Source organism: Salipiger sp. PrR007, assembly GCF_010499845.1.
Lineage (GTDB): Bacteria > Pseudomonadota > Alphaproteobacteria > Rhodobacterales > Rhodobacteraceae > Salipiger > Salipiger pacificus_A.
The window spans coordinates 164741-185256 of the sequence record NZ_JAAGOZ010000050.1 but is presented as its reverse complement, the minus strand read 5'-3'; the positions used below and the strand labels follow the sequence as shown (position 1 = coordinate 185256).

15 protein-coding genes and 1 tRNA gene are annotated in these 20516 nt (G+C 65.7%); 2 read left to right on the top strand and 14 right to left on the bottom strand.

The features are described 5' to 3' along the window. Window positions 1-112: 112 nt before the first annotated feature. The 4 genes from G0Q01_RS19905 to G0Q01_RS19890 are packed head-to-tail and all read right to left on the bottom strand — an operon-like array spanning window position 113 to window position 4023. Window positions 113-1231, bottom strand: coding sequence for a DNA polymerase III subunit delta' (locus G0Q01_RS19905; RefSeq protein WP_164192034.1), 1119 nt, complete (start codon window positions 1229-1231; stop codon window positions 113-115). After that, window positions 1228-1878, bottom strand: coding sequence for a dTMP kinase (gene tmk / locus G0Q01_RS19900; RefSeq protein ID WP_164192031.1), 651 nt, complete (start codon window positions 1876-1878; stop codon window positions 1228-1230). The genes G0Q01_RS19905 and tmk overlap by 4 nt, the downstream gene beginning before the upstream one ends. Beyond that, window positions 1875-3074 carry a D-alanyl-D-alanine carboxypeptidase family protein gene (locus G0Q01_RS19895; RefSeq protein WP_164192028.1) on the bottom strand — a complete coding sequence of 400 codons (1200 nt, stop codon included), beginning with the start codon at window positions 3072-3074 and terminating at the stop codon, window positions 1875-1877. Before G0Q01_RS19895 ends, tmk begins: the two co-directional genes overlap by 4 nt. Window positions 3075-3099: 25 nt before the next feature. Then, window positions 3100-4023 (bottom strand): SPOR domain-containing protein, encoded by a 924-nt coding sequence (locus tag G0Q01_RS19890; protein ID WP_164192024.1) that lies wholly within the window; start codon window positions 4021-4023, stop codon window positions 3100-3102. A 352-nt stretch (window positions 4024-4375) separates the two neighbouring features. On the opposite strand from G0Q01_RS19890, the gene G0Q01_RS19885 reads away from it, so the two are divergent. After that, a tRNA-Ser gene (locus G0Q01_RS19885) sits at window positions 4376-4465 on the top strand. A 154-nt stretch (window positions 4466-4619) separates the two neighbouring features. Here G0Q01_RS19885 and G0Q01_RS19880 read toward each other — a convergent pair. From G0Q01_RS19880 to G0Q01_RS19850, 7 genes are all read right to left on the bottom strand, one after another. Then, a complete protein-coding gene (locus G0Q01_RS19880; protein ID WP_164192021.1) occupies window positions 4620-5603 on the bottom strand; it encodes a response regulator transcription factor in 984 nt (327 codons plus the stop codon). Window positions 5604-5736: 133 nt separating this feature from the next. Continuing rightward, window positions 5737-7149, bottom strand: coding sequence for an HlyD family type I secretion periplasmic adaptor subunit (locus G0Q01_RS19875; RefSeq protein WP_164192018.1), 1413 nt, complete (start codon window positions 7147-7149; stop codon window positions 5737-5739). 3 nt (window positions 7150-7152) lie between these two features. Next, on the bottom strand, window positions 7153-8940 hold the full coding sequence (locus G0Q01_RS19870; RefSeq protein ID WP_164192014.1) for a type I secretion system permease/ATPase: 1788 nt from the start codon (window positions 8938-8940) through the stop codon (window positions 7153-7155). A 21-nt stretch (window positions 8941-8961) separates the two neighbouring features. After that, entirely contained in the window at window positions 8962-10689 is a 1728-nt protein-coding gene (locus tag G0Q01_RS19865; RefSeq protein WP_164192011.1) for a calcium-binding protein, read from the bottom strand. A 209-nt stretch (window positions 10690-10898) separates the two neighbouring features. Further along, window positions 10899-11189, bottom strand: coding sequence for a hypothetical protein (locus G0Q01_RS19860; protein WP_164192008.1), 291 nt, complete (start codon window positions 11187-11189; stop codon window positions 10899-10901). A 223-nt stretch (window positions 11190-11412) separates the two neighbouring features. After that, complete coding sequence (locus tag G0Q01_RS19855; RefSeq protein WP_164192005.1) at window positions 11413-11871, bottom strand: hypothetical protein; 459 nt, start codon at window positions 11869-11871, stop codon at window positions 11413-11415. 373 nt (window positions 11872-12244) lie between these two features. Continuing rightward, window positions 12245-12937 carry a hypothetical protein gene (locus tag G0Q01_RS19850; RefSeq protein WP_159099561.1) on the bottom strand — a complete coding sequence of 231 codons (693 nt, stop codon included), beginning with the start codon at window positions 12935-12937 and terminating at the stop codon, window positions 12245-12247. 654 nt (window positions 12938-13591) lie between these two features. On the opposite strand from G0Q01_RS19850, the gene G0Q01_RS19845 reads away from it, so the two are divergent. Then, complete coding sequence (locus G0Q01_RS19845) at window positions 13592-16129, top strand: PBP1A family penicillin-binding protein (RefSeq protein ID WP_164213755.1); 2538 nt, start codon at window positions 13592-13594, stop codon at window positions 16127-16129. Window positions 16130-16352: 223 nt separating this feature from the next. Here the strand turns inward: G0Q01_RS19845 and G0Q01_RS19840 are convergent, their stop codons facing one another. The 3 genes from G0Q01_RS19840 to G0Q01_RS19830 form a co-directional block, all read right to left on the bottom strand. Then, window positions 16353-17333 (bottom strand): ABC transporter permease, encoded by a 981-nt coding sequence (locus tag G0Q01_RS19840; RefSeq protein ID WP_108964998.1) that lies wholly within the window; start codon window positions 17331-17333, stop codon window positions 16353-16355. Continuing rightward, window positions 17326-18363 carry an ABC transporter permease gene (locus G0Q01_RS19835; protein WP_164192002.1) on the bottom strand — a complete coding sequence of 346 codons (1038 nt, stop codon included), beginning with the start codon at window positions 18361-18363 and terminating at the stop codon, window positions 17326-17328. The genes G0Q01_RS19840 and G0Q01_RS19835 overlap by 8 nt, the downstream gene beginning before the upstream one ends. Before the next feature lie 281 nt (window positions 18364-18644). After that, a complete protein-coding gene (locus G0Q01_RS19830) occupies window positions 18645-20354 on the bottom strand; it encodes a peptide ABC transporter substrate-binding protein (protein WP_164191999.1) in 1710 nt (569 codons plus the stop codon). Window positions 20355-20516 lie beyond the last annotated feature (162 nt).

Genomic DNA, 20516 nt, shown 5'->3' with positions numbered 1-20516 from the left:
GGGTCTTTCAGGAAGGCATTTCCAGTGGGAGGCGCGGCGAGAGCAGCGCCTCCCGCTTTCGTGGCAGCCTGGCGCTTGCAACGCGGGGGCACTTGGCCCCCGACCGCGGAGCTCAGTCCACCTTGCGCAGCTGCAGCAGAAGATCGAGCACCAGCGCCGCGGGATCGACGTTCACCGCCCGCGCGTGGCGGGCGCGCTCGCCGGCGTCCTGTGCGAGCTGCGCCCAGGCCCGTCCGGCGGCGGGGTGAGGGGCGAGGCGCTTCAACACCTCTGCCTCCTGCGGGGCGGCCTCGGCGCGCGGCGCCATGCCGGTGACCCCGGCACGGGCAAGGCGGGCCATCAGCCGGTCCGCCAGCGTCAGCATCAAGTCGAGCCGGGCTTCCTGGCCGCGTCCGGCGGTGCTTTCGCCAAGCGCGATGGCGCGCGGCCGGTCGAGCCGGGGCAGGGTGTCCGCCAGCGACACGAGATCGGCATAGAGCTTCAGCCCGCCGAGATTGAGCAGCCGCAGCGCCTCGCCGACCGAGCCGGCGGAGAGCTCCGCCAGCGCAGCGGCTTCCTGCGGCGCCACCTGCGCCCCGGCCTGGTCGAGCGCGCGCGCCATGGCCTCCGGCTGCAGCGGCGAGAGCCGCAGCTCGCGGCAGCGCGAGCGGATCGTCGGCAGGAGGCGCGAGGGCTGGTGGCTGACCATCAGCAGCACGGTATTGGCGGGCGGCTCCTCGAGCAGCTTGAGGATGGCGTTGGCCGCGTTGGGGTTCATCTCGTCGGCGCTGTCGATGATCACCACGCGGCGCCCGCCGTCGGCCGACGACAGCGAGAAGAACCGTTTCAGCGCGCGCACCTCTTCGACGGTGATGACGCTGCGCAGCTTCTTGGTCTTCGGATCCCAGCCCCGGCGCAGCAGGTGCAGCCGGGGCTCGGAAAGCGCGTGCACGCGGTGCGCCACCGGGTGCTCGGGGTCGATGCGCAGATCGCTGGGCGGGGGCGGCGCGCCGAAGAGCCCGCCGTCGTCCTCTGGCGTGGCCAGCAGGAAGCGCGCGATGGTCCAGGCCAGCGTCGCCTTGCCGAGCCCGCGCGGGCCGGTGATCAGCCAGCCGTGATGCAGCCGGCCCGAGCTGAAGGCGGTGAGGAAATCTTCCTGCGCCCGGTCCTGGCCATATATCGTGAAGGTCTCGCGCGGATGCGGGGCGCCTTCGATCCTATCGGCCTCGGGGATTTCCTCTTCGGCGCTCATGCCGGGCACCGCTCATTCAGCCGGGCACGGATGTCGGCGGCCACCTCGTCCTGCGGGCGGTTGCCGTCGATCACGATGAAGCGCTCGGGGAACTCCCCAGCGAGCGCGAGGTAGCCCGCGCGCATGCGCTCCTGCAGCGCCAGGCCGAAGTCCTCGAAGCGCTCTTCCGCGGTGGCGCGGGCCTTGGCGCGGGCAAGGCCCGCCGCCGGGTCCATGTCGATGAGGAAGGTGAGGTCAGGCTCGGTGCCGATCATCAGCTCGTGCAGCGCGTCGACCTTGTCGCGCAGATCGCCGCGCGAAAGGCCCTGATACATCCGGCTGCTGTCGGCGAAACGATCGCAGATCACCATCTTCCCCATCTCGAGGGCAGGGCGGATCAGCCGCTCGAGGTGATCGCGGCGGGCGGCGGTGAACAGCAGCAGCTCGGTCTCGGCGGACCAGCGGTCGGGATCGCCCTGCAGCACCAAAGCGCGGATCTCCTCCGCGCCCGGCGAGCCGCCGGGCTCGCGGGTGAGCACCGCCTGCCGCCCCTCGGCCAACAGATCGGCGTGCAGCCGTCGCGCCTGGGTGGACTTGCCAGAGCCGTCGATGCCTTCGAAGCTGATGAAGAGGCCCTTCGGCTGGGCCCCGCCTTCTGGCTTGGTCACATGGCCTCCGGCGAGGCGGCGGGGGTCTGCAGGCGGCCGATCAGGTTGCTGCTGACCACCATCATGCGCTTGACGAACCCGCTGGAGGGGACGTCTTCGGCGGCAAACAGCGGCACACGGTGCTCGGGCAGCCCTTCGGGGGTGATGATCAGCTCGGCGAGCTGCTGCCCGGCGGTGATCGGCGCCTTGAGCGGGCCCGTATAGACGACTTCGGCGCCAAGCTCGGTGCCCGGGGTCACCGGAATCAGCATCTCGATGTCGTCGCGCGCCACGAGGCCGACGGTCTCGGTGTTGCCAAGGAAGACCTGGGCGCGGGCCACCTCCTTGCCCTTCTCGACGAGCTTGCGCTCGGCGAATTGGCGGAAGGCCCAGTTGACGATGGACTCGCTCTCCTCGGCGCGGGCGCGTTCGCTCTCGAGCCCGGAGATGGCAAAGATCACCCGGCGGTCACCCTGCTTGGCCGAGCCGACAAGGCCGTAGCCTGCTTCCGAGGTGTGGCCGGTCTTAAGGCCATCAGCGCCGATGTCGAGGCGCAGCAGCGGGTTGCGGTTGCGCACGTTCTGCGGCGCGCGACCGTCGAAGGCGAACTGCTTTTCCGAGAAGATCGGGTAGAACTCGGGGAAGTCCTCGATGATGTGCCGCGCCAGAAGCGTCAGGTCGCGCATCGACATCACGTGGCCCTGCGCCGGCCAGCCCGAAGCGTTGGCGAAGCTGGAGTTGGTCATCCCGAGCTGCTGGGCGCGGCGGGTCATGAGGTCGGCGAAACCGGCCTCGGTGCCGTTGGGCGAGAGCGCCTCGGCGATCACCGCACAGGCGTCGTTGCCCGAGAGCACGATGATGCCGCGCAGCAGGTCCTCGACCTTCACCCGGTCGGTGGTGTCGAGGAACATGGTCGAGCCGCCGTAGGACATCGCGTGCTCGGAGACGGGCAGCTCCTCGTCGAGCTTGAGCCGGCCGTCGCGGATCGCCTCGAAGGCCATGTAGAGCGTCATCAGCTTGGACATGGAGGCGGGCGGGACGGCCTTGTCGGCATCCTTGGCCAGCAGCACGGTGCCGGTGGTGTAATCCAGCACAAAGGCGGCACGGGCACTGGTATCAAAGGCCTGTGCACCGCTGGCAAGCAGCGCTGCGGCGGCCGCGCCGGCCAGAAGGCGGCGCAGGGGCAGGCTCGAAAGGGGGCTTTTCAGGCGGCGCATGGGCGGATCCTCTCTATGGCTCCGGTCAGTTCTTGACGGCATAGGCATCCGAGAAGCCGGTGCCCTTGATCTTGGTCAGCAGCGCGTCGAGCTCGGCCTTGTCGGCGGCGGGACCGACCAGCACTCGCCAGAAGGTCTTGCCCGAGCTGCTCTGCTTCTTGACGGTCGGCACCATGCCGGCCTGTCGCATCGCGGTGGCGGTGTTCTCGGCGTTCGTCTCGACGCTGAAAATGCCGATCTGCACGTAGGGGCGCGACAGCGACGTGGCCTGCGTCGGCGCGGGGGACGCGGGTGCCTTGGGCGCCGCGGCTGCGGGTGTCGCGCTCGGTGCGGGCGCCGAGGTGGTGGGGGCCGCCTCGATCGCTGCGGCTGCGGAGGCGGTCACCGGGTCGAGCGTACTTGCCTCGACCGCGGGCGCATCCGACAGGGTCGCGGCCTCGACACCGGCGGGGCCGGTGCCAGCTTCGGGTTCTGCCGGGCCCTCCTCGCGGCGCAGAGCGACCACGTTGAGGTTCACCGGCTCGCCCGCGAGCATGCCGATGGCGGCGGCGGCGTCGGAGGAGACCTGCAGGCGCGGTCCGGGGCTCATGCGCTCGCGGCGGAACAGCGCGCCAATGACGAACTGCCCGGTCTTTTCGTTGCGAATGATCACCCGCTCGGGTTCACTGACGTCGGGATGCGCGACCCAGACGCCGCCAAGCGAGGGGCGCCCGTCCCAAAGTCCGGCCTCGGTGGTCTGGAAGACCTCGGGCGCCTCGATGTCGCGTTCCGCCGTGGCGGCCCCGCGCGAGACCTCTGCCCCGCCCGCGCTGCTTTCCTTGCCCTTCAGGAATCCAGGCATCTGCGACTCGCTGCAGGCGCCGAGCGCGAGCGTTGTCAGCAGTGCCACGACTGTTCCTCTTGCGGCCCCCTGTCCGATGATGGGCCGCGTTCGCTTTGCTCTGGTCATAATGCCCCCTGCATTCCCGCCTGACCGGTGGCGTCTGTCGCGCCTTGCCGGATGTCCCCTCTCCCGGGCTGCCTGGCCCGGTTCGTGATTTGCGGGATGCGCGCTCCTTTGCCACGGCGCGCTTCGGCGGCGCGCTTGGGTCGGGGCCTGCCACGCCGGACCTGCCGCGGCGCGGGGCCTTGGCTGTCGGAGGGCTGCGCCACCGGCGCTGGGAAACGGAGCGGAACATCCCGGTTTTTCGCGGATGGTAGCGGGTGGCGCAGGTCAAGAAAAGCCATCAAAGCCGTGATCGGCGGTTTTTCCCGGAAAGCCTGTTCTAGAATCGCGGGAAGCAGGCTAGGTCGGTCGAACCGGAGGTTTGGCAGAGTGGTCGAATGCGGCGGTCTTGAAAACCGTTGGGCCTTTGCGGGTCCCGTGGGTTCGAATCCCACAGCCTCCGCCATGTTTTTTCGCAGCGATCCGGCGAGATGCGCGCGGGACTATCCGTCAGGAGGCCCGTGGTCCGCGACCTCTGACCCTTGTGCGTCTGCAGTGCTTTGTGAAGCTGGGCGCCGTCGAGGGCGACAGGGCCGTCACCTGCTGCGAAAGGGGGCGTCTCAGGTCAACCGTCGCGGTGGCTGCGCGAGTGTGTGCAGCTTTTCATCGGCACCACCGAGGAGATTGCGGCGCAGCGCGCCTCCCCGACCGAGCTCGCAGGGGTCCAGACCCTCGACGCCGTCCATCGCGCCTCCACGGGGGGGATCGCCGCGGTCAGGCGATCCGGCGCGCGCCGTTTCGGCGTCCTGCTCGGCCTCTACGTCCTGCCAGTCGAGGGCCGAGGCGATCAGCGCGGCCTCGGTGCGGTTCTTCGCGCCGAGCTTTCGGATCACTTGGCGGACCTCCAGCTTCACCGTGGCTTCCGAAGTGCACAGGACCTTGGCGATCTCCTTGTTCGAGCGCGCCTGCGTGAGGTTCATGAGCACGGCCGATTGGCGCTCGGTCAGCCCCTCGAGTTTCGCCGCTTCATCCTGATCGCCCTGCGTTGGCCGGGGCTGGAGCTCGTGCCCGTTCCGCTTGGATGGCGTGCCTTTCGGCGTGGTGTCCGTGTCGTCGGGAGACCCGTCTGGCTCTCCTTGCTTGGCGCCAAAATCCTCCAGCAGAGGAGGACTGAGGTCATTGTCCAGGACCGAAGGTGGGACGACGATGCCGCCATGCAGCACCAGTTCGAGAGAATTGAGCACGTTGCTGGGATTCATGGAAGCGGGGATCACGCCGCGCGCCCCGGCCTTCAGCGCCGATTGGACAAACTCGGCGCTGGCGGTCTCGCAGAGCAGCAGGATCGGCTCGACCAGCCCGAGCTGGCTGATCCTGCGGACGATGGAGAACCAGTCGTGCGCGCGAGGGGTGCTCCGGGTGTTGACGATGCACATCCCCCGCCGGGTGATCTGATCGATGAACGCCGGGTCGCTCGGCTCGATCTCTTCGATTCGCATGCCGTGCAACTGCGCGAAACCAGCCAGGAAATGGGAAAGCTGCGCCCGGGTCAGCGGCATTTCGTCCACGAGATAGAGGATCGGGGTCCGTGTCTTCGGAAGTGCCATCGTCTTTTCCCCCCTTCGGGCGACATGTTGTCGCCGAAACTTGTTCCGGTCGCCGGTGCGTCCTCGCTGGCGGAGCCCGGCGCCGCGGGCAGGGGCGTCCGGTGCGCCCCGTGGGGCCTTCCGCTCCGCGCCGCTACCCTTCGCGCATCCCGTTCTGCAGAAGCGCTTGGAACGGCTCCCAGAGATAGCTCAGCATCGATCGTTCGCGGGTCACCACCAGCACGCTCGCCAGCATTCCCGAGCGCAGTTCGATGTCGTGGTCCGAGAGTTCGGAGGCATCGACCTCGACGCGGATCGGGTAGTAGGTCGCGTTCGAATGCTCGGACCGTGACGTGTCGGCAGAGACCATGGTCACCACCCCCACGATCTGGGGCATGGTGCGGCCAGAGAAGGCCGACAGGCGGACGTTTGCTTCCATGCCGACCTCGACGGCATCGATATCGTTCGGCGAGATTTGCGCGTCGATCTGCAGGCGCTCGCGCGCGGGCACCACGTCGAGAATGGCCTCGCCCGGCTGGATAATGGCGCCGGAGTTGCGCACCTTGAGGTTCGCCACCACGCCATCGACCGGCGCGCGCAGGACCTCGCGGTCGAGGATGGCCGTGAGCGCCGACAGGGACTTGTCGATCTCGGCGAGCTCGCTGCGTATTTGCGCGGCGCGCACCGCCAGTTTCTCGGCATCCTCGGCATCCTGTGCCTTGAGGTTCAACTCGATCTCGCCGATTTCCTTCTTGGCTTCCGAGGCGGCGGTGACGTGGCTGCCACGCATCCCCTCGGCCTCGGCGATTCCCCGGCGCAGCCGGAGCACTTCGCCCTTGGCCGCGAGGCCCTTGTCCAGAAGCGCGACCTTGTCCGCCAGTTCCTCGTGCATGAGCTCGAGCTGTTCGGAGGCGCTGCGCTCCTGCAGGCCGTGGCCGGCGATGGTTTCCGAAAGCTGCGCAATCCGCTGCCTGAGCACGCGCTCGCGCGCATTGCGGAGCGCCAGTCGCGCGTCGAGGGTGCGCTGCTCGGCCTCGAAGGCTGACGCGACGACCGGATCCGACAGGTCGAACGCCGCCGGAACGACCAGAGCCGGTGTCCCGGCGATCTCGGCGGCGATCCTGGCCTGCTCGGCCATCCGGGTCAGGCGCCGGTCCTCGAGCGCTTCCGCCTCGCTGCGCGGCGCGGTGACATCGATCGTCACCAGAATATCTCCCTGTCGGACCTTGTCGCCGTCCCGGACATGGATGCGCTGCACAAGGCCGCCTTCGAGGTGCTCGACTGTCCGCACGCCGCTGTCGGGGCTGATCTGGCCCGCGGCGATCGCGCCGCCGGCGAGTGGGGCCATCGCGCCCCAGACGCCGAAGCAGGCGACGAAGCCCAGCAGGATCAGAAACCCCGCCCGTCTCGGCGCGCGGATCGCTTCCGAGATGCTGCGCTGCCGGTGGTGCGGGGGGGCGTCGCCAGAGGCGGTCTTTTGGGGCAACTTTTCCGGCAGGCGCCGCGGGTCCGCGGGAGGGGAAAGACCCTCGGCACCGTGCAGGGAGTGTCTGGCAGCAATGGTCATGGGTCAGTCTCCCGCGAATTCTGCCTGCGCGGCAGCCGATGGGCGCCGCGCAGGCTGCTCGGCCTGCGAAGGGGCCGGGGGAACCGCCTGCGCCCTACTCGCGGCAGTGGCTTCGCGCATCCGTCCCAGCACCTCCTGGCGGGGGCCAAAGGCCTGCACCACGCCGCCCCGCAGCAGCAACACCTTGTCGCTCTGGGCGAGGGTCGACGGGCGGTGCCCGACGATCAGCAGCGAGGCACCGGCCTCCTTGAGCTCCAGCACCGCAGCCGAGAGCGCAGCCTCGCCGGCCTGGTCGAGATTGGCGTTCGGCTCGTCCAGCACGATGAGCGCCGGCGAGCGGAACACCGCACGCGCAAGGCCGATGCGCTGCTTCTGCCCCCCCGACAGGCCGGCGCCGCGGTCGCCGAGCCGCGTCTCGTAGCCCTGCGGCAGCTGCGAGATCATCTCGTGGACGCGCGCCCGGGTGGCGGCCTCGACCACCTCCTCCGGTGCGGCCTCGGCCATCCGTCCGATGTTCATGCGGACCGTACCCTCGAAGAGGCCGACCTCCTGCGGGAGAAAGCCGATGTGCGGGCCCAGTTCATCGGGGTCCCAGTGATCGATCCTCACCCCGTCGATCGAGACCGTCCCGGAGTTGGGCTTCACCAGCCCGACGATGGCGCGGCAGAGCGTGCTCTTGCCCGCGGCCGACGGGCCGATGACCGCGACGACCTCGCCCGGCGCGATCTCGAAACTCACCCGCGCGAGCTGCGGGCCGTTGGGGCCGATCACCGTCAGGTCCTTGACCTGCAACCGCCCGCTTGGCGCCGGCAGGGCCATCCGTGCCGGCTCCCTGGGGAAGTCGGTGACCAGCTCGCTCAGCCGGCCGTAGGCCAGCCGGGCCCCGGAAAAGTTCTTCCATGCAGACATGGCCATGTCGACCGGCGCCAGCGCCCGGCCGAGGAGGATCGATCCCGCAATCATCGATCCCGGCGTGGTCAGCCCATGGATGACGAGGTAGGCGCCCGCGCCGAGCATCAAGCTCTGGGCAAAGTAGCGCAGGAACTTCGCCGTCCCGGTGATGTAGCTGTTCCGCTCGCTGGCGCGTAGGGTATCCGCCTGGGTTTCCGCGTTCTGCGCCTGCCAGCGCCGCACCATGGATCCGATCATCCCCATGGCCCGCACCACCTCGGCGTTGCTGATCGTGCCTTCGGCGAGGCTGTTTCCCTTGAGCTGGCTGCTGTTCGCGGAGCGCAGAAGTCGCCGGGTGACAAGCTCGTTCCCGACGCTCAGCGCCAGGAGCAGCAGGGCCGCGCCGAGCGCGATCATTCCCAGCACCGGATGCAGCACCCAGGTCACCGCGATGAAGAACGGGGTCCAGGGCAGATCGAAGAAGGCGGTCATCGCCTGACCGCCGATGAAGGACTGCACCTGCCCGAGATCGCGGAAAGCCTGCCCGCCCGCGGCCCGCCCGCTGAGCCGGGCCTTCAGCCCGACCCGCAGGAGCTCGGGCCCGAGGGTCTCGTTGAGCCAGACGCCGATGCGGAGCGCCACGCGGCTCCGGGCGGTGTCGAGCATGGCCATGGTGAGCAGCGCCAGGCCGAGAATGCCGGTCAGCAGAACCAAGGTCTCGGTTCGGCCGCTGCTCAGAACCCGGTCGTAGACCTGCAGCATGTAAAGCGGCGAGGAGAGCATCAGCAGGTTGATGGCGAGGCTGAAGACCCCCACGGTGAGGAAGGCCCCGCGGCACTTGCGCAATGCTTCATCAAGAACCGTTTCCGGCTCCGGGCGGCGATCGGATTTCCCGGCCATGGCACTCTGCTCCCGCTTGCCTCAGACCAGAAAGGCGTCGGGGTCGCTGAACGCGAAGACGTCGATGAGGGCCGCGCGTTGGCTCGCGAGTGTCGGGTCGGCGGTTCCCGTCCAGACATAGGTAGACTGGTCCGCGGTGTAAAATTCCAGGGCGTAGGCACCGGAGAGCGTCCGCCACCGCGTACTCGAGCCCGCGTCTATACCGATCTGATCGTGTCCGGCCGTGTCGTAGAAGTCATAGTCGAGGACGAGGTTCGTGCCCGAGATGCCGACAAACGTGTCCGACCCGTCCTGACCATAGAGGTAATTCGTGCCGCCATTGCCGACCAGCATGTCGTCACCAGCGCCGGCAGTTATCGTATCCACACCGGCGCCGGTTACGAATTTCTGATTCCCATCCAGGCCGTTGAAGCGATCGTTGAAGGCGCTTCCCTCGACGACTTCCACGCTTGCGAGCACGTCGCCCTGGGCGTCACCACCTGTTGCCGCATAGGCGTTGAGCGCCGAGACCGTCACGGTGACGGCGCTGCCGGAGCCTGCGTAGCTGACGGTGTCGATGCCGGTCTGTCCATTCAGCGTGTCTGCACCGGCCCCACCGACCATGTAATCGTTGTCCTCGCCACCCTGGAGGATATCGTCACCCAGTCCGCCGAAAAGGCTGTCGTTCCCCAGGCCGGAGGAGAGCGTGTCATTGCCGTCCAGACCGTAGAAGGTCTGGTTGCCGCTGCCTCCGACCAAGGCGTCGGCAAAGGCGCTGCCGATGGCGCCATTGATCTCGAGATAATAGTCCCCCGCCGCGCCTCCGGCGCCCTGTGTGGCGCCAAGGGACGACAGTTGTACGGTCACTGCCGAAGCGCTGCTTTCATAGGTGACGAAATCGTAGCCGCTATCGCCGGTGCCCGAGTCGCCGTACATGAGATCGCCGCCACCGCCACCGTCGATCGTGTCGTCACCCGCGCCGCCCACGATCGTATCATTGTCGAGCCCGCCGTTCAGGATATCGTTGTCGGCATCGCCAAACAGAAAGTCCGTGCCTTCGCCGCCATTGATCGTGTCATTGCCATCGCCGCCGTGAGCCTCGTCAACTCCCGACCCGAGGATCATTTCGTCATGGCCACCATCGCCCCAGACAGAGTCATTGCCGCCACCGGAGGTGATCGTGTCGTTGCCGTCCCCGGCCGTGATGGTGTCTTTGCCGCCTGACGATTGCAGCAGGTCGTCACCTGACCCGCCGTCGAGATAGTTGTCGCCCGTCTCTCCGATCAGCGTATCGCCGCCATCTCCGCCGAAGATCAGGTCGTTGCCCGACGAGCCGGAGAGGGTGTCCGATCCCGAGCCGCCGATCATGATATCATTGCCACGGCCGCCCAGCAGAAGGTCGTCCCCGCCGCCGCCGTCCATGCTGTCGTCGCCATCGCCGCCATCGAGCGTGTCGTCGCCATCATTGGCGGATTCCGTGCGGGCATCGCCGAAATCCTCCCGGCCTGCGTCGCCGTAGAGGACGTCATTGCCGTCGTCGCCTCTCAGCAGGTCGTCGCCAGAGCCGCCGAGCGCCGTGTCGTCGGTCCCCGCAGCCATGATCGTGTCGTTGCCGTCTCCGCCATCGAAGTAGTCCGCGAGATCCTGCGAGGCGTTTCGGCGCGAAATGTAGACCCGCAGGAAATCATCTCCGCCCAGCCCAAGAATGCGGAATGCGCCCGGATCTCTTATGTACAGAGTATCGTTGCCCTCGGTGCCGATCTTGTCCATTTTCAACTCCCTGTCTTTTTTTGATTACGGAGGCAGCTCCGAAAATTGAGCCTTGGAAAATCCTGTCTAATATAGAGCGCGTAACGCCTTCAGGCGCCGATCGGCGCAAGGGGTTGCGTGGCCGTCAGACATGAATTGAATTTCGGCCTGGCTCGCATGCGCGAACGTGAAATGCGGGCGGCCATAATTGACCGCCCGCTGCGCGTTCTTCAGCCTACGGCCGAGGTAATGGCGCCGGAGATGCTCGACAGATCGTCTTCAATGGTGAGCACCGCGATGTCCAGCGAGGTGAACGTGTCCTCGCCCACGGCTTCGATATCGAAGGTGACGTCAGCGGTGTTGCCATCGATGCAAACGTCCGCGTAAACAGTCGACCAGACATCAATGTCGACAGTCTTATAGATATCGACAGTGGTATCGAGATCAATGTTGATATCGACATCAATGTCCTTGTCGAAATCCACATCCGGCGACGACGGCGGGTAGTGTGGGAATGTCATATCTTATCTCCTCGTTGTTGGTAATTCGTATTAGTCTAATTGCACCGAGAATTCTCGATGTAGGAGAACATTCACTCGGGAAATAATTCTTTACAACTGCAATAATGGGTATTAGCCGGAAGATTGTCTGCTCGCGGGGTTTTTCGGAAAATTGCGTCACAATCGTGATGTCAGCGCATGCCGGTGAATATACCGAGCGGCGCGCGTATATATTCGATCTGGTCTAAATAAAATCGAAAAAGAATGAAAACGCGAAGGCGCTGGGCTCGGCTGGGGTCTCCGGAACCTCAGCGGGGGGTTCCGCAAACCCCGGGGATTGCGCCTTGAAGCTGATATGGGTCTCAAAGGCCTTGCCTGCCGCATCCGAGCGGAACTCTACCAGGCTCTTCAGGGTCATCTCCGGGCCGCCGTCGTCTTCGGTCTCGAGCAGCAATTCTGATTGCCAACTCGCGGCCTCTTCATTGACGGAGACGTCGTAGCTTCCACTGACCGGAGAGTCTTCGTCCCATTCGGTAAAGTCGAGCAAGGTTCTTGTGGTCAGCCTGCCCGAGCCGAAATCAAACGCGTCTTGGAAATCAAAGACGTCGTCATTTTGATCGTTCGGCCATTGGATCGGTGTCTGCGCTTCTGTGGTCGCCTCGGGCAAGCCCTTCGAGGCTGGAGTGGCGGTCAAATCAAGCATGGTATCCTCCTTCGTGCGCTCACAGTTTACACCCGGTCAAGTGCTGGAAGGGGTGCAATTGCGATACCTATTCGTCTGGATAAATCGGCGGATACCCGGAAATTGCGAGCCTATGTGGCTGATATTCGGGAACATCCGGGAGGCTGAGCTCGAGCCCCAGAAGCGCGCGTTTGGACTCCTTCGGCTCGGTGCGGAGGTGACAGCGGAGCCGGCGCAACCGTAGATGCATCACCCGGCCGCCGCCTCTCGTGAGCTGTTCTCGGGGGGCGCCGGGGGCAGGTTGAATGACGCCGGGCCCAAGGCCTCGGCGACACAGACGCACGGGGACGCGGCAGGATAAACTCCGCCGCGTCCCCTCAGCTTGGGCGCCGTTTCAGCCGATGGCCAGCATCGCGTCGATCGACGAACCGGAATAGGTGTCCTCGATCGCCAGCACGCCGGCGTAGACATCCGCCAGGGTGTCCTCTGCGTTGGCCTTCACGTCGAAGTCTGCCGTGGCCACGTTGCCGTCGGCCACGCTTTGGTAGCTGTTCACGGTATAGGTCGAATGAGGTGTGACCATGATAGGTCGGCCGTTGTCGAGGAAGGCGAAATCCACGGCAATGACCTTCGTCGTCGTTGTCTCCCAGTTCCGTCCGGTCGTCGTCACCGTCCGGCTGAAGACGAAGTCCGCGCCGTCCACGTCGCAATAGGCGTCCGTCAGCGCAAATTCCGCCCCGCCTTCTGCCGCCGCTCTGAAGGTCGACGAGGCCACCGCGAAGGACGCATTGTCGGTGTCCGTCAGTTTGGCACGCAGGTCCGCTGAGGCGATGGTATGTTCGCCGACGGCCTCCGCGCTGCCTCCGAGTTCCATATCGATGGCCGTTTCTACCGGCCTATCATTGTCGTGATCCTGATGGTGGTGACGATCTGAAATTCGATCGTTGCGATCAGTCAGGCGCTCTATACGGTCCGCGAGCCGATCCAGCATATCAATCGCCCGATCGATAACTCGATCAGACCAATCACTTTTATTGAGCATTTTACCGATGCTGGAAATCTGCGCGGAAATAAGTCTCGACAGCATAAGGCTACCTCCGCCGTTGGTGTCAATTTGTCTGTGGCTTATGCGGGAATAGTGGCACCTTTTCAGGAGTAATCACATACTCCCTCTGATAGAGAGTTGGTGATCCGATGGTGCGCCGACAAGTATATGAATATTAGAGAGAAGTTCCTTCGGATAATGCCTTTGCGCTGATCATGCATTTCGGTTGCCGGGCGGCTTTATCCTTTGGTGTCTCTCGGGGTCCGGAATCATGCCCCGTGGTATCGAAGGACATAGGGTACAACTCGCGCATGTCCCTTGATCCTATCTTTCGATAGAAATTTGCGCCCCCTGTGTGCCTGAATATCCTTCGCGTTCCCCAAAAAGGTCAATATCACTGGAGTCGGTGCAACCATGCAATTTCGATATGCCGCCTTGCGGGAAAGAGGCGAGTCCAAGGGCGTGGGCGCAGGTGATGCGGCGCGCAGCCGTGCCCGGTGTCTGGCGCATCTGTGCGGTGCAACGGCAGTGCCTGAGGTCTTGCCGAGCAGGCAGGCCATCCAACGCGGTCATGGGCCGGAAGCTCTGACGCAGGGGCAGCGGGCTCGCGCTCGTCATCGCCCCAGTGGCACCTATGTGTTTTGACCTGAAGTCCAACGCAGTATAATGGGTCTGCAATCCAAAGAGGCATTGCTCGTGATCAGGTTCATCTTCTCCTTCTTCGGGGCCATCTTCAGCGTCATCACCCTCGGGCTGATGGCGATCGCGCTGTCCATCGGCGCGATCTTCTGGATCTATGGCCGCGACCTGCCGAGCCATGAGAGCCTGGCGCAATACACCCCGCCCACGATCAGCCGGATCTATTCGACCGAGGGCAAGATCATCGACGAGTTCGCGCAGGAGCGGCGGCTCTTCACCCCAGCGGACCAGATCCCCGACATGGTGAAGCAGGCCTTCATTTCCGCCGAGGACAAGAACTTCTACGAGCACCATGGCTACGACGTGCGCGGCATCGCCGCCGCCGTGGTCGACGCGGTACGTACCCGCGGCCGCGACGTGCGCGGCGCCTCGACCATCACCCAGCAGGTGATGAAGAACTTCCTGCTCTCGGGCGACCGAAAGATCGAGCGCAAGATCAAGGAGATTATCCTCGCCTCGCGGCTCGAGGAAACCCTGAGCAAGGACAAGATCCTAGAGCTCTACCTGAACGAGATCTTCCTCGGCCAGAACTCCTACGGCGTGACCGCGGCGGCGCAGACCTATTTCAACAAGAGCCTGTCGGAGCTCGCCCCGCACGAGGCGGCGACGCTGGCCTCGATGCCCAAGGCGCCGTCGGATTACCACCCGGTGCGGAACATGCAGCGCCTTCTCGACCGCCGCAACTACGTGCTGCGCGAGATGCGCGAGAATGGCTATATCGACGAGGCCACCTTCGAGACCGAGGTGGCCCAGCCGCTGCGCTCGGTGCAGAACGGCGATTTCGAGCCCTACCAGCATTCGCTGCCGCCGCGCGACTATTTCACCGACGAGATCCGCCGTCAGCTGACCTCTGAGTTCGGAGAGGGCGAATTCTTCTCCGGTGGCCTGTCGGTCCGTGCGACGCTCGATCCCGAGATGCAGGTCGAGGCGGCCAAGTCGCTGCGCGTCGCGCTCGAAGATTACGACCGTAGCCTGGGCCGCTGGCGCGGCACCGGCAAGACCATCGCCGAAGAGGAGCTCGGCTCGGAAGCGGACTGGCGCGCGGCACTCGCGTCCGTTGCCGTGGCGCGCGACATCGATCTCGACAGCCAATGGTATCCGGCCGTGGTGCTTGAGGTGGGCGAGCAGCAGATGCGGCTCGGCATCGAAGGGGTCGAGGACACCGCCGAGCGTCCGACCGTGGTGCCCCGCAATGACATCAGCTGGGCCAAGGGCAGCTTCGCCGACAACTTCGAGCGAGGCGACGTGGTGCATGTGCGTGCGATGACCGACGACAAGACCGGCGAGTTCATTCGCTGGACGCTGCGCCAGGTGCCGCGCGTGCAGGGGGCCTTCATGGCGATGGACGTGAACACCGGCCGGGTGATCGCCATGCAGGGCGGCTTCAGCTACCAGGACTCGGTGTTCAACCGCGCCACCCAGGCGCTGCGTCAGCCCGGTTCGAGCTTCAAGCCCTTCGTCTATGCGGCGGCGTTGGACTCTGGCTACTCGCCCTCCACGATCATCATCGACGCGCCGATCGAGATCGACACGCCGCAGGGCGTCTGGCGGCCCAAGAACGCGTCCAACACCTACTATGGCCCGACGCCGCTGCGGACCGGGATCGAACAGTCGCGCAACCTGATGACCATCCGCCTCGCGCAGGAAATCGGCATGAACACGGTCGCCGATTACGCCGAGAAGTTCGGCGTCTACGACAACATGGGCCGGGTTCTGGCCAATGCGCTCGGCGCGGACGAGACCACGCTCTACAAGATGATTTCGGCCTATGCGATGTTTGCCAACGGCGGCGAGCGGGTCGAGCCGACGCTGGTCGACCGGGTGCAGGACCGCTATGGCCGCACGGTCTACAACCACGAGTACCAGAAGGGCAACGAGCGCAGCTGCCTCGACTGCGCCGATCCCAACTTGCCGCCGGGCCGCGGGCCGGACATCCGCAACAACCGCGACCGGATCATGGACGCGGTGACCGCCTACCAGCTGACCTCGATGATGCAGGGCGTTGTACAGCGCGGCACCGCGTCGCGCACGGTGAACCTGCCGGTGCCCACCGCCGGCAAGACCGGCACCACCAATGACGCCAAGGATGTCTGGATGCTTGGCTTCACCTCGAACATTGTGGCCGGCTGCTACATCGGCTACGACACGCCGCGCCCGCTGGGCCGCGGCGCATCGGGCGGCGGCATGTGCGGGCCGGTGTTCAACCGGTTCATGCTGAAAGCGGTCGAGAAATACGGCGGCGGCCAGTTCAAGGTGCCGCCCGCCTGCAACTTCCTCAAGATGGACCGCTTCACCGGCGCGCGGCTGGGGCCGGACGCTTCGGGCGAGAATGTCGTCGCCGAATGCTTCCGCTCGGGCGAGGAGCCGCTCTTCGGCATCCAGCTCGACGGCGGATGGGCGATGTCCGGCAATTTCGACATGATCCAGCCCGACGGCTCGACCCGCCCGCGCGAGGTCACCACGTCGACCGGGCGCAAGGCGACGGTGGGTCCGAAGGCCTCCTTTGGCACGCTGAGTTCGGGCGGTCTTTACTGATCAGGGAAGAGGAGGGGGGCCGCCCCCCTCTCTTTGCCTGCAGGCACTTCAGCTCCGGGATATCTGTGCCGGGAACAAGGCGGGCCTTCCGCGCGCGCTGTGGATTCTTCTCTCTTCAAATACTCAAGGCACGGCCCCTTGCCCGGCGCAGGGCTGGCGCGCGGCATGAAAAAGGGCGGGGGCTTGCGCCTCCCGCCCTGTGCGGTTTCAGTGGATGTCTGGCTCAGCGGCCCCGGATGCGTGGGTCCAGAGCGTCGCGCAGCCCGTCGCCGAGGTAGTTCACCCCGAGCACGGTGAGCGAGATGGCGATGCCCGGCAGGATCACCCGCTCGGGGAAGTCTTCCATCCGCGCGACCGCGTCGGCCAGCATCTTGCCCCAGGTCGGGAAGTCCGAGGGAAAGCCCACCCCGAGGAACGACAGGGCGCTCTCGGTGATGATCGCCGTGGCAAGGCCCAGCGTTGCCGAGACCATGATCGGCGACAGCACGTTGGGCAACAGGTGGCGCTTGATGATCTGGAACGGCTTGGTGCCGATCGAGCGCGCCGCCAGCACGAACTCGCGTTCCTTGAGTGCCAGCACGTCGCCGCGCACGATGCGCGCCGTGGGCATCCACGAGGTGATGCCGACCACGGTGACGATGAGGATGAACATGCCGCCCTCGGGTCCGAAGTTGGCGCGCAGCGGCTGGCGGAACAGCGTCACCGCGACCAGCAGCAGCGGCAGGATAGGCAGGCTCAGGAAGAGATCGGTCAGACGCATGAGCGGCCCGTCGAGCTTCCTGAAATAGCCCGCGAGCACGCCGATGCCGGCCCCGATCACCAGCGACAGGATCATCGCCGCCCAGCCCACCGCCATCGAGGCGCGCCCGCCGGCGATCAGCTGCGAAAGGTTGTCACGGCCCAGCTGGTCGCTGCCCAGCGGATGCGCCCAGCTCACCTTGGCGGTGCTGTCCCAGAGCGCGGTGTAGATCGGCCGCATGTCCTTGGCGCGGATGTCCAGCGCCTGCGGATCGAGCGTCCAGAGATAGGGGCCGACCAGCACGCCGAGGGTGATGAAGATCAGGAAGAAGGCCCCGATCATCGCGCCCTTGTGCTTGCGGAACTGGGCCCAGACGTCTTTCCACTTGGAGCGCGGCGGCTTGTCGGGGCCCTTGTCGCGCAGGGCCTCGATCGGGGCGGGGGAGGCGGGAACGGGTTCAGTCATAGCGGATCCTCGGGTCGAGAAGGCCGTAGAGGATGTCGGCGATCAGGTTGAAGACAACGATCAGCACGGCGAAGATGAAGGTCAGTGTCATCACCATCGGCAGATCGTTCGCGAAGAGCGCGGTGATCAGCAGCTGGCCGATGCCGTTCACCTTGAACACGTTCTCGGTGATGATCGCCCCGCCGAAGATCGCCGGCACGCCGAGCGCGATCACGGTGATCACCGGGATCATCGAGTTGCGCAGCACGTGGATCATGACGACCACGGCCTCGGACAGGCCCTTGGCGCGGGCGGTGCGGACGTAGTCCTGATTGAGGTTGTCGAGCATCGAGGCGCGCATGTAGCGCGAGAGCTGCGCGGTGGTCTGCAGCGCCAGCACCATCACCGGCATGATCATCTGCATCAACTGGACCTTGAAGCTCGCCCAGTCATTCACCACGTGGGTGGTGTCATAGATCGACGGGAACCAGCCGAGGTAGACCGAGAAGATCACGATCAGCAGCGGACCGGTGAAGAACGGCGGGATCGAGAAGCCGACCATGGTGATGAACGTGCCGGCCTGGTCGAAGACCGAATACTGCCGGTAGGCCGAGTAGATGCCGATGGGCAGGGCGATCAGCACGCCGACGATGTAGCTCAGGCCGACGACCCAGAGCGTCTGCGGGATGCGCTGCAGCACGATGTCCATCACCGGCGAGCGGGTCTGCCAGGAGATCACCCGCAGCTCGCCGTTGTAGAGATGCGTGTCGGGCAGCCAGCCGAGCAGCCAGCTGTCGCGGGTCAGCCAGTCGATGAAGACCTTGGGCTCGATCCAGAAGACCTGCACCAGCCATTTCCAGTATTGCACCAGCGCGGGCTCGCCGACGCCAAGCGCCTCGCGCATCTTCTGCTTCACTTCGGGCGGTACGGTCAGCGGCACCTGCGCCATGGGATCGCCCGGCGCCAATTGCAGCAGCATGAAGATCACGAAGCTGATGAAGAGCAGCGTCGGGATCGAAAGGACGAGGCGGCGGATTGCATAGGTCAGCATGGGCGGACCTCGCGGGCGGGGGCGCTGGGGCGGCGGCGCTGCGAAAGCAGCGGCAGCGTCCGGCACCGGTCATGGATGCGGGCTGTGTGCGTCATGAATTCCGTGTCTTTGTTGTGGGGCCCGTGCGGCGGCAGCGGCTGTCGCCGTTTGGCGCAGGCGGCTGGGAAAGGGAACCGGCCGCGCGGGCCGAGGTCGGGGTTCCGGAGAGGTGAGGTCACGGGCAGACCTTCCGAAAAGGGGCACGCCCCCGCGCGGGGCGCGGGGGCGTGCGTGTCACAGGGTCAGCCTTCGGTACGGTACCAGTCGGCCGCGTTCCACAGCTCGCTGTCCCAGGTGTTCAGGATGACACCGCCGAGCGTGTTGGAATGCGCCGAGACGCGGCCACGGTCCACGAGGGGAACGATCGTCATCGTTTCCTTGGTGATGATGTCGTTCAGCTTCTTGGCGATCTCGCCGCGCTTGCTCAGCTCGCCGGTCTTGGCCAGCTCGTCGAGGAGCGCGTCATATTCTTCGTTGCAGAAGCGGTTGATGTTCTCGCCCTGCCACTGCGAGGACGGCTTCGGCTCGTTGCCGCAGCGGTACATCTGCAGGTAGGACTGCGGGTCGGTGCCGTCGAAGTTGTTCGCGTACATCTCGACGTCGGCGTAGAACTTCTGGAAGGTGTCGGGCGAGCCCGGGTCACCGCCGAAGAACACCGAAGAGTCGACGTTGCGCAGTTCGGTCTCGACGCCGATCTGGCGCCACCAATCCTTGATCAGGGCCTGGAAGTCCTGACGCACGGCGTTGGTCGAGCTCTGGTAGAGCAGGCTCAGCTTCATGCCGTCCTTCTCGCGGATGCCGTCGCCGTCGCTGTCGGTCCAGCCGGCTTCCTCGAGCAGCGCCTTGGCGCCTTCGAGATCCTGGGTAAGGCACTCGGTGTTGTCCGACGCGTAGAGCTCGGGCGCGGGCACGAGGTTGCAGGTCGCGCGGCCGGCCTGGCCGTAGCCGATCTCGGTCAGCAGTTCGCGGTCGATCGCCATCGACAGGGCCTTGCGGACCTTGAAGTCAGACAGGATCGGGTGCGGATGCGCCACGGTCGAACGCTCGCCCTCGGGCAGGTTCGGCGAGGGGTCGGTCATGTTCATCTCGAGCCGCTCGACCAGGGTGCCGAAGGCCGAGACCGGGGTGCCCTGGCCGCCTTCTGCCATCGAGGCGAGGACGTCGGGCGCCAGCTGCAGGTTCCAGGCGTAGTCGAACTCGCCGGTCTGCAGGACCGCGCGGGCCGCGGATTCCGCATCGCCGCCGCCTTTCAGCGTGGCGGTCGCGAAGGCGGGCTTCGCCGGGTCACGGTAGTTCGGGTTCGCCGAGAGCGAGATCACGTCATTCGGCTTGAACTCGTCGACCACGAAGGGGCCGGTGCCGATCGGGTTGAAGTTGGCCTCGGTGCAGGTCGATGCCGCCGCGCCTACGCAGTTCTCGAACTGCGCCTTTTGCAGGATCGGGGACTGGCCGCCCATGAAGGGGCCGTAGGGGTTCGGCATGGCCTCGTCGAAGTTCACCACGACGGTCAGATCGTCAGGGGTGTCGATCGACGCGATGTGGTCGAACTTGGCGAGCTGCGCGCAGCCGCCCTCGGGGTTCATGCAGTAGTCGGCGGTGAATTTCACGTCCGCCGAGGTCACCGGCGAGCCGTCGGACCACACCAGGCCCTCTTTCAGCTTCCAGGTGATCGACTTCAGGTCTTCGGACACGCCGCCGTTCTCGACGGTGGGGATCTCTTTGGCGAGGAAGGGAACCAGGGCCCCGGTCTCGGTGTAGCGGCCCAGCGGTTCGAGCACGAGCGAGGAGGCTTCGATGTCCTTGGTGCCGCTCGACAGGTAGGGCGTCATGATCGACGGTGCCTGCCAGTAGATGATGTTCACGTGCCCGTCCGAGCCGCGCTCCGCCATGGCGGCGGCGGGGGCCAGCACAAAGCTGGCGGCGGCCCCGAGCAGTAGGGTCTTCGTTTTCATAGGTCACTCCCTGTTATCGACCTAAGACCGGTTGGTCTCTTCTTTGTATCAGCGGGAAAATGACGTCGGTGCGGCCTTTTGTGGCCAGGCATTCAGATCGCTCCCATCCCGCTTGGGCGTCATCGAAGCAGAACACGCGCAAAATGCAAGCATTGCCTTTGG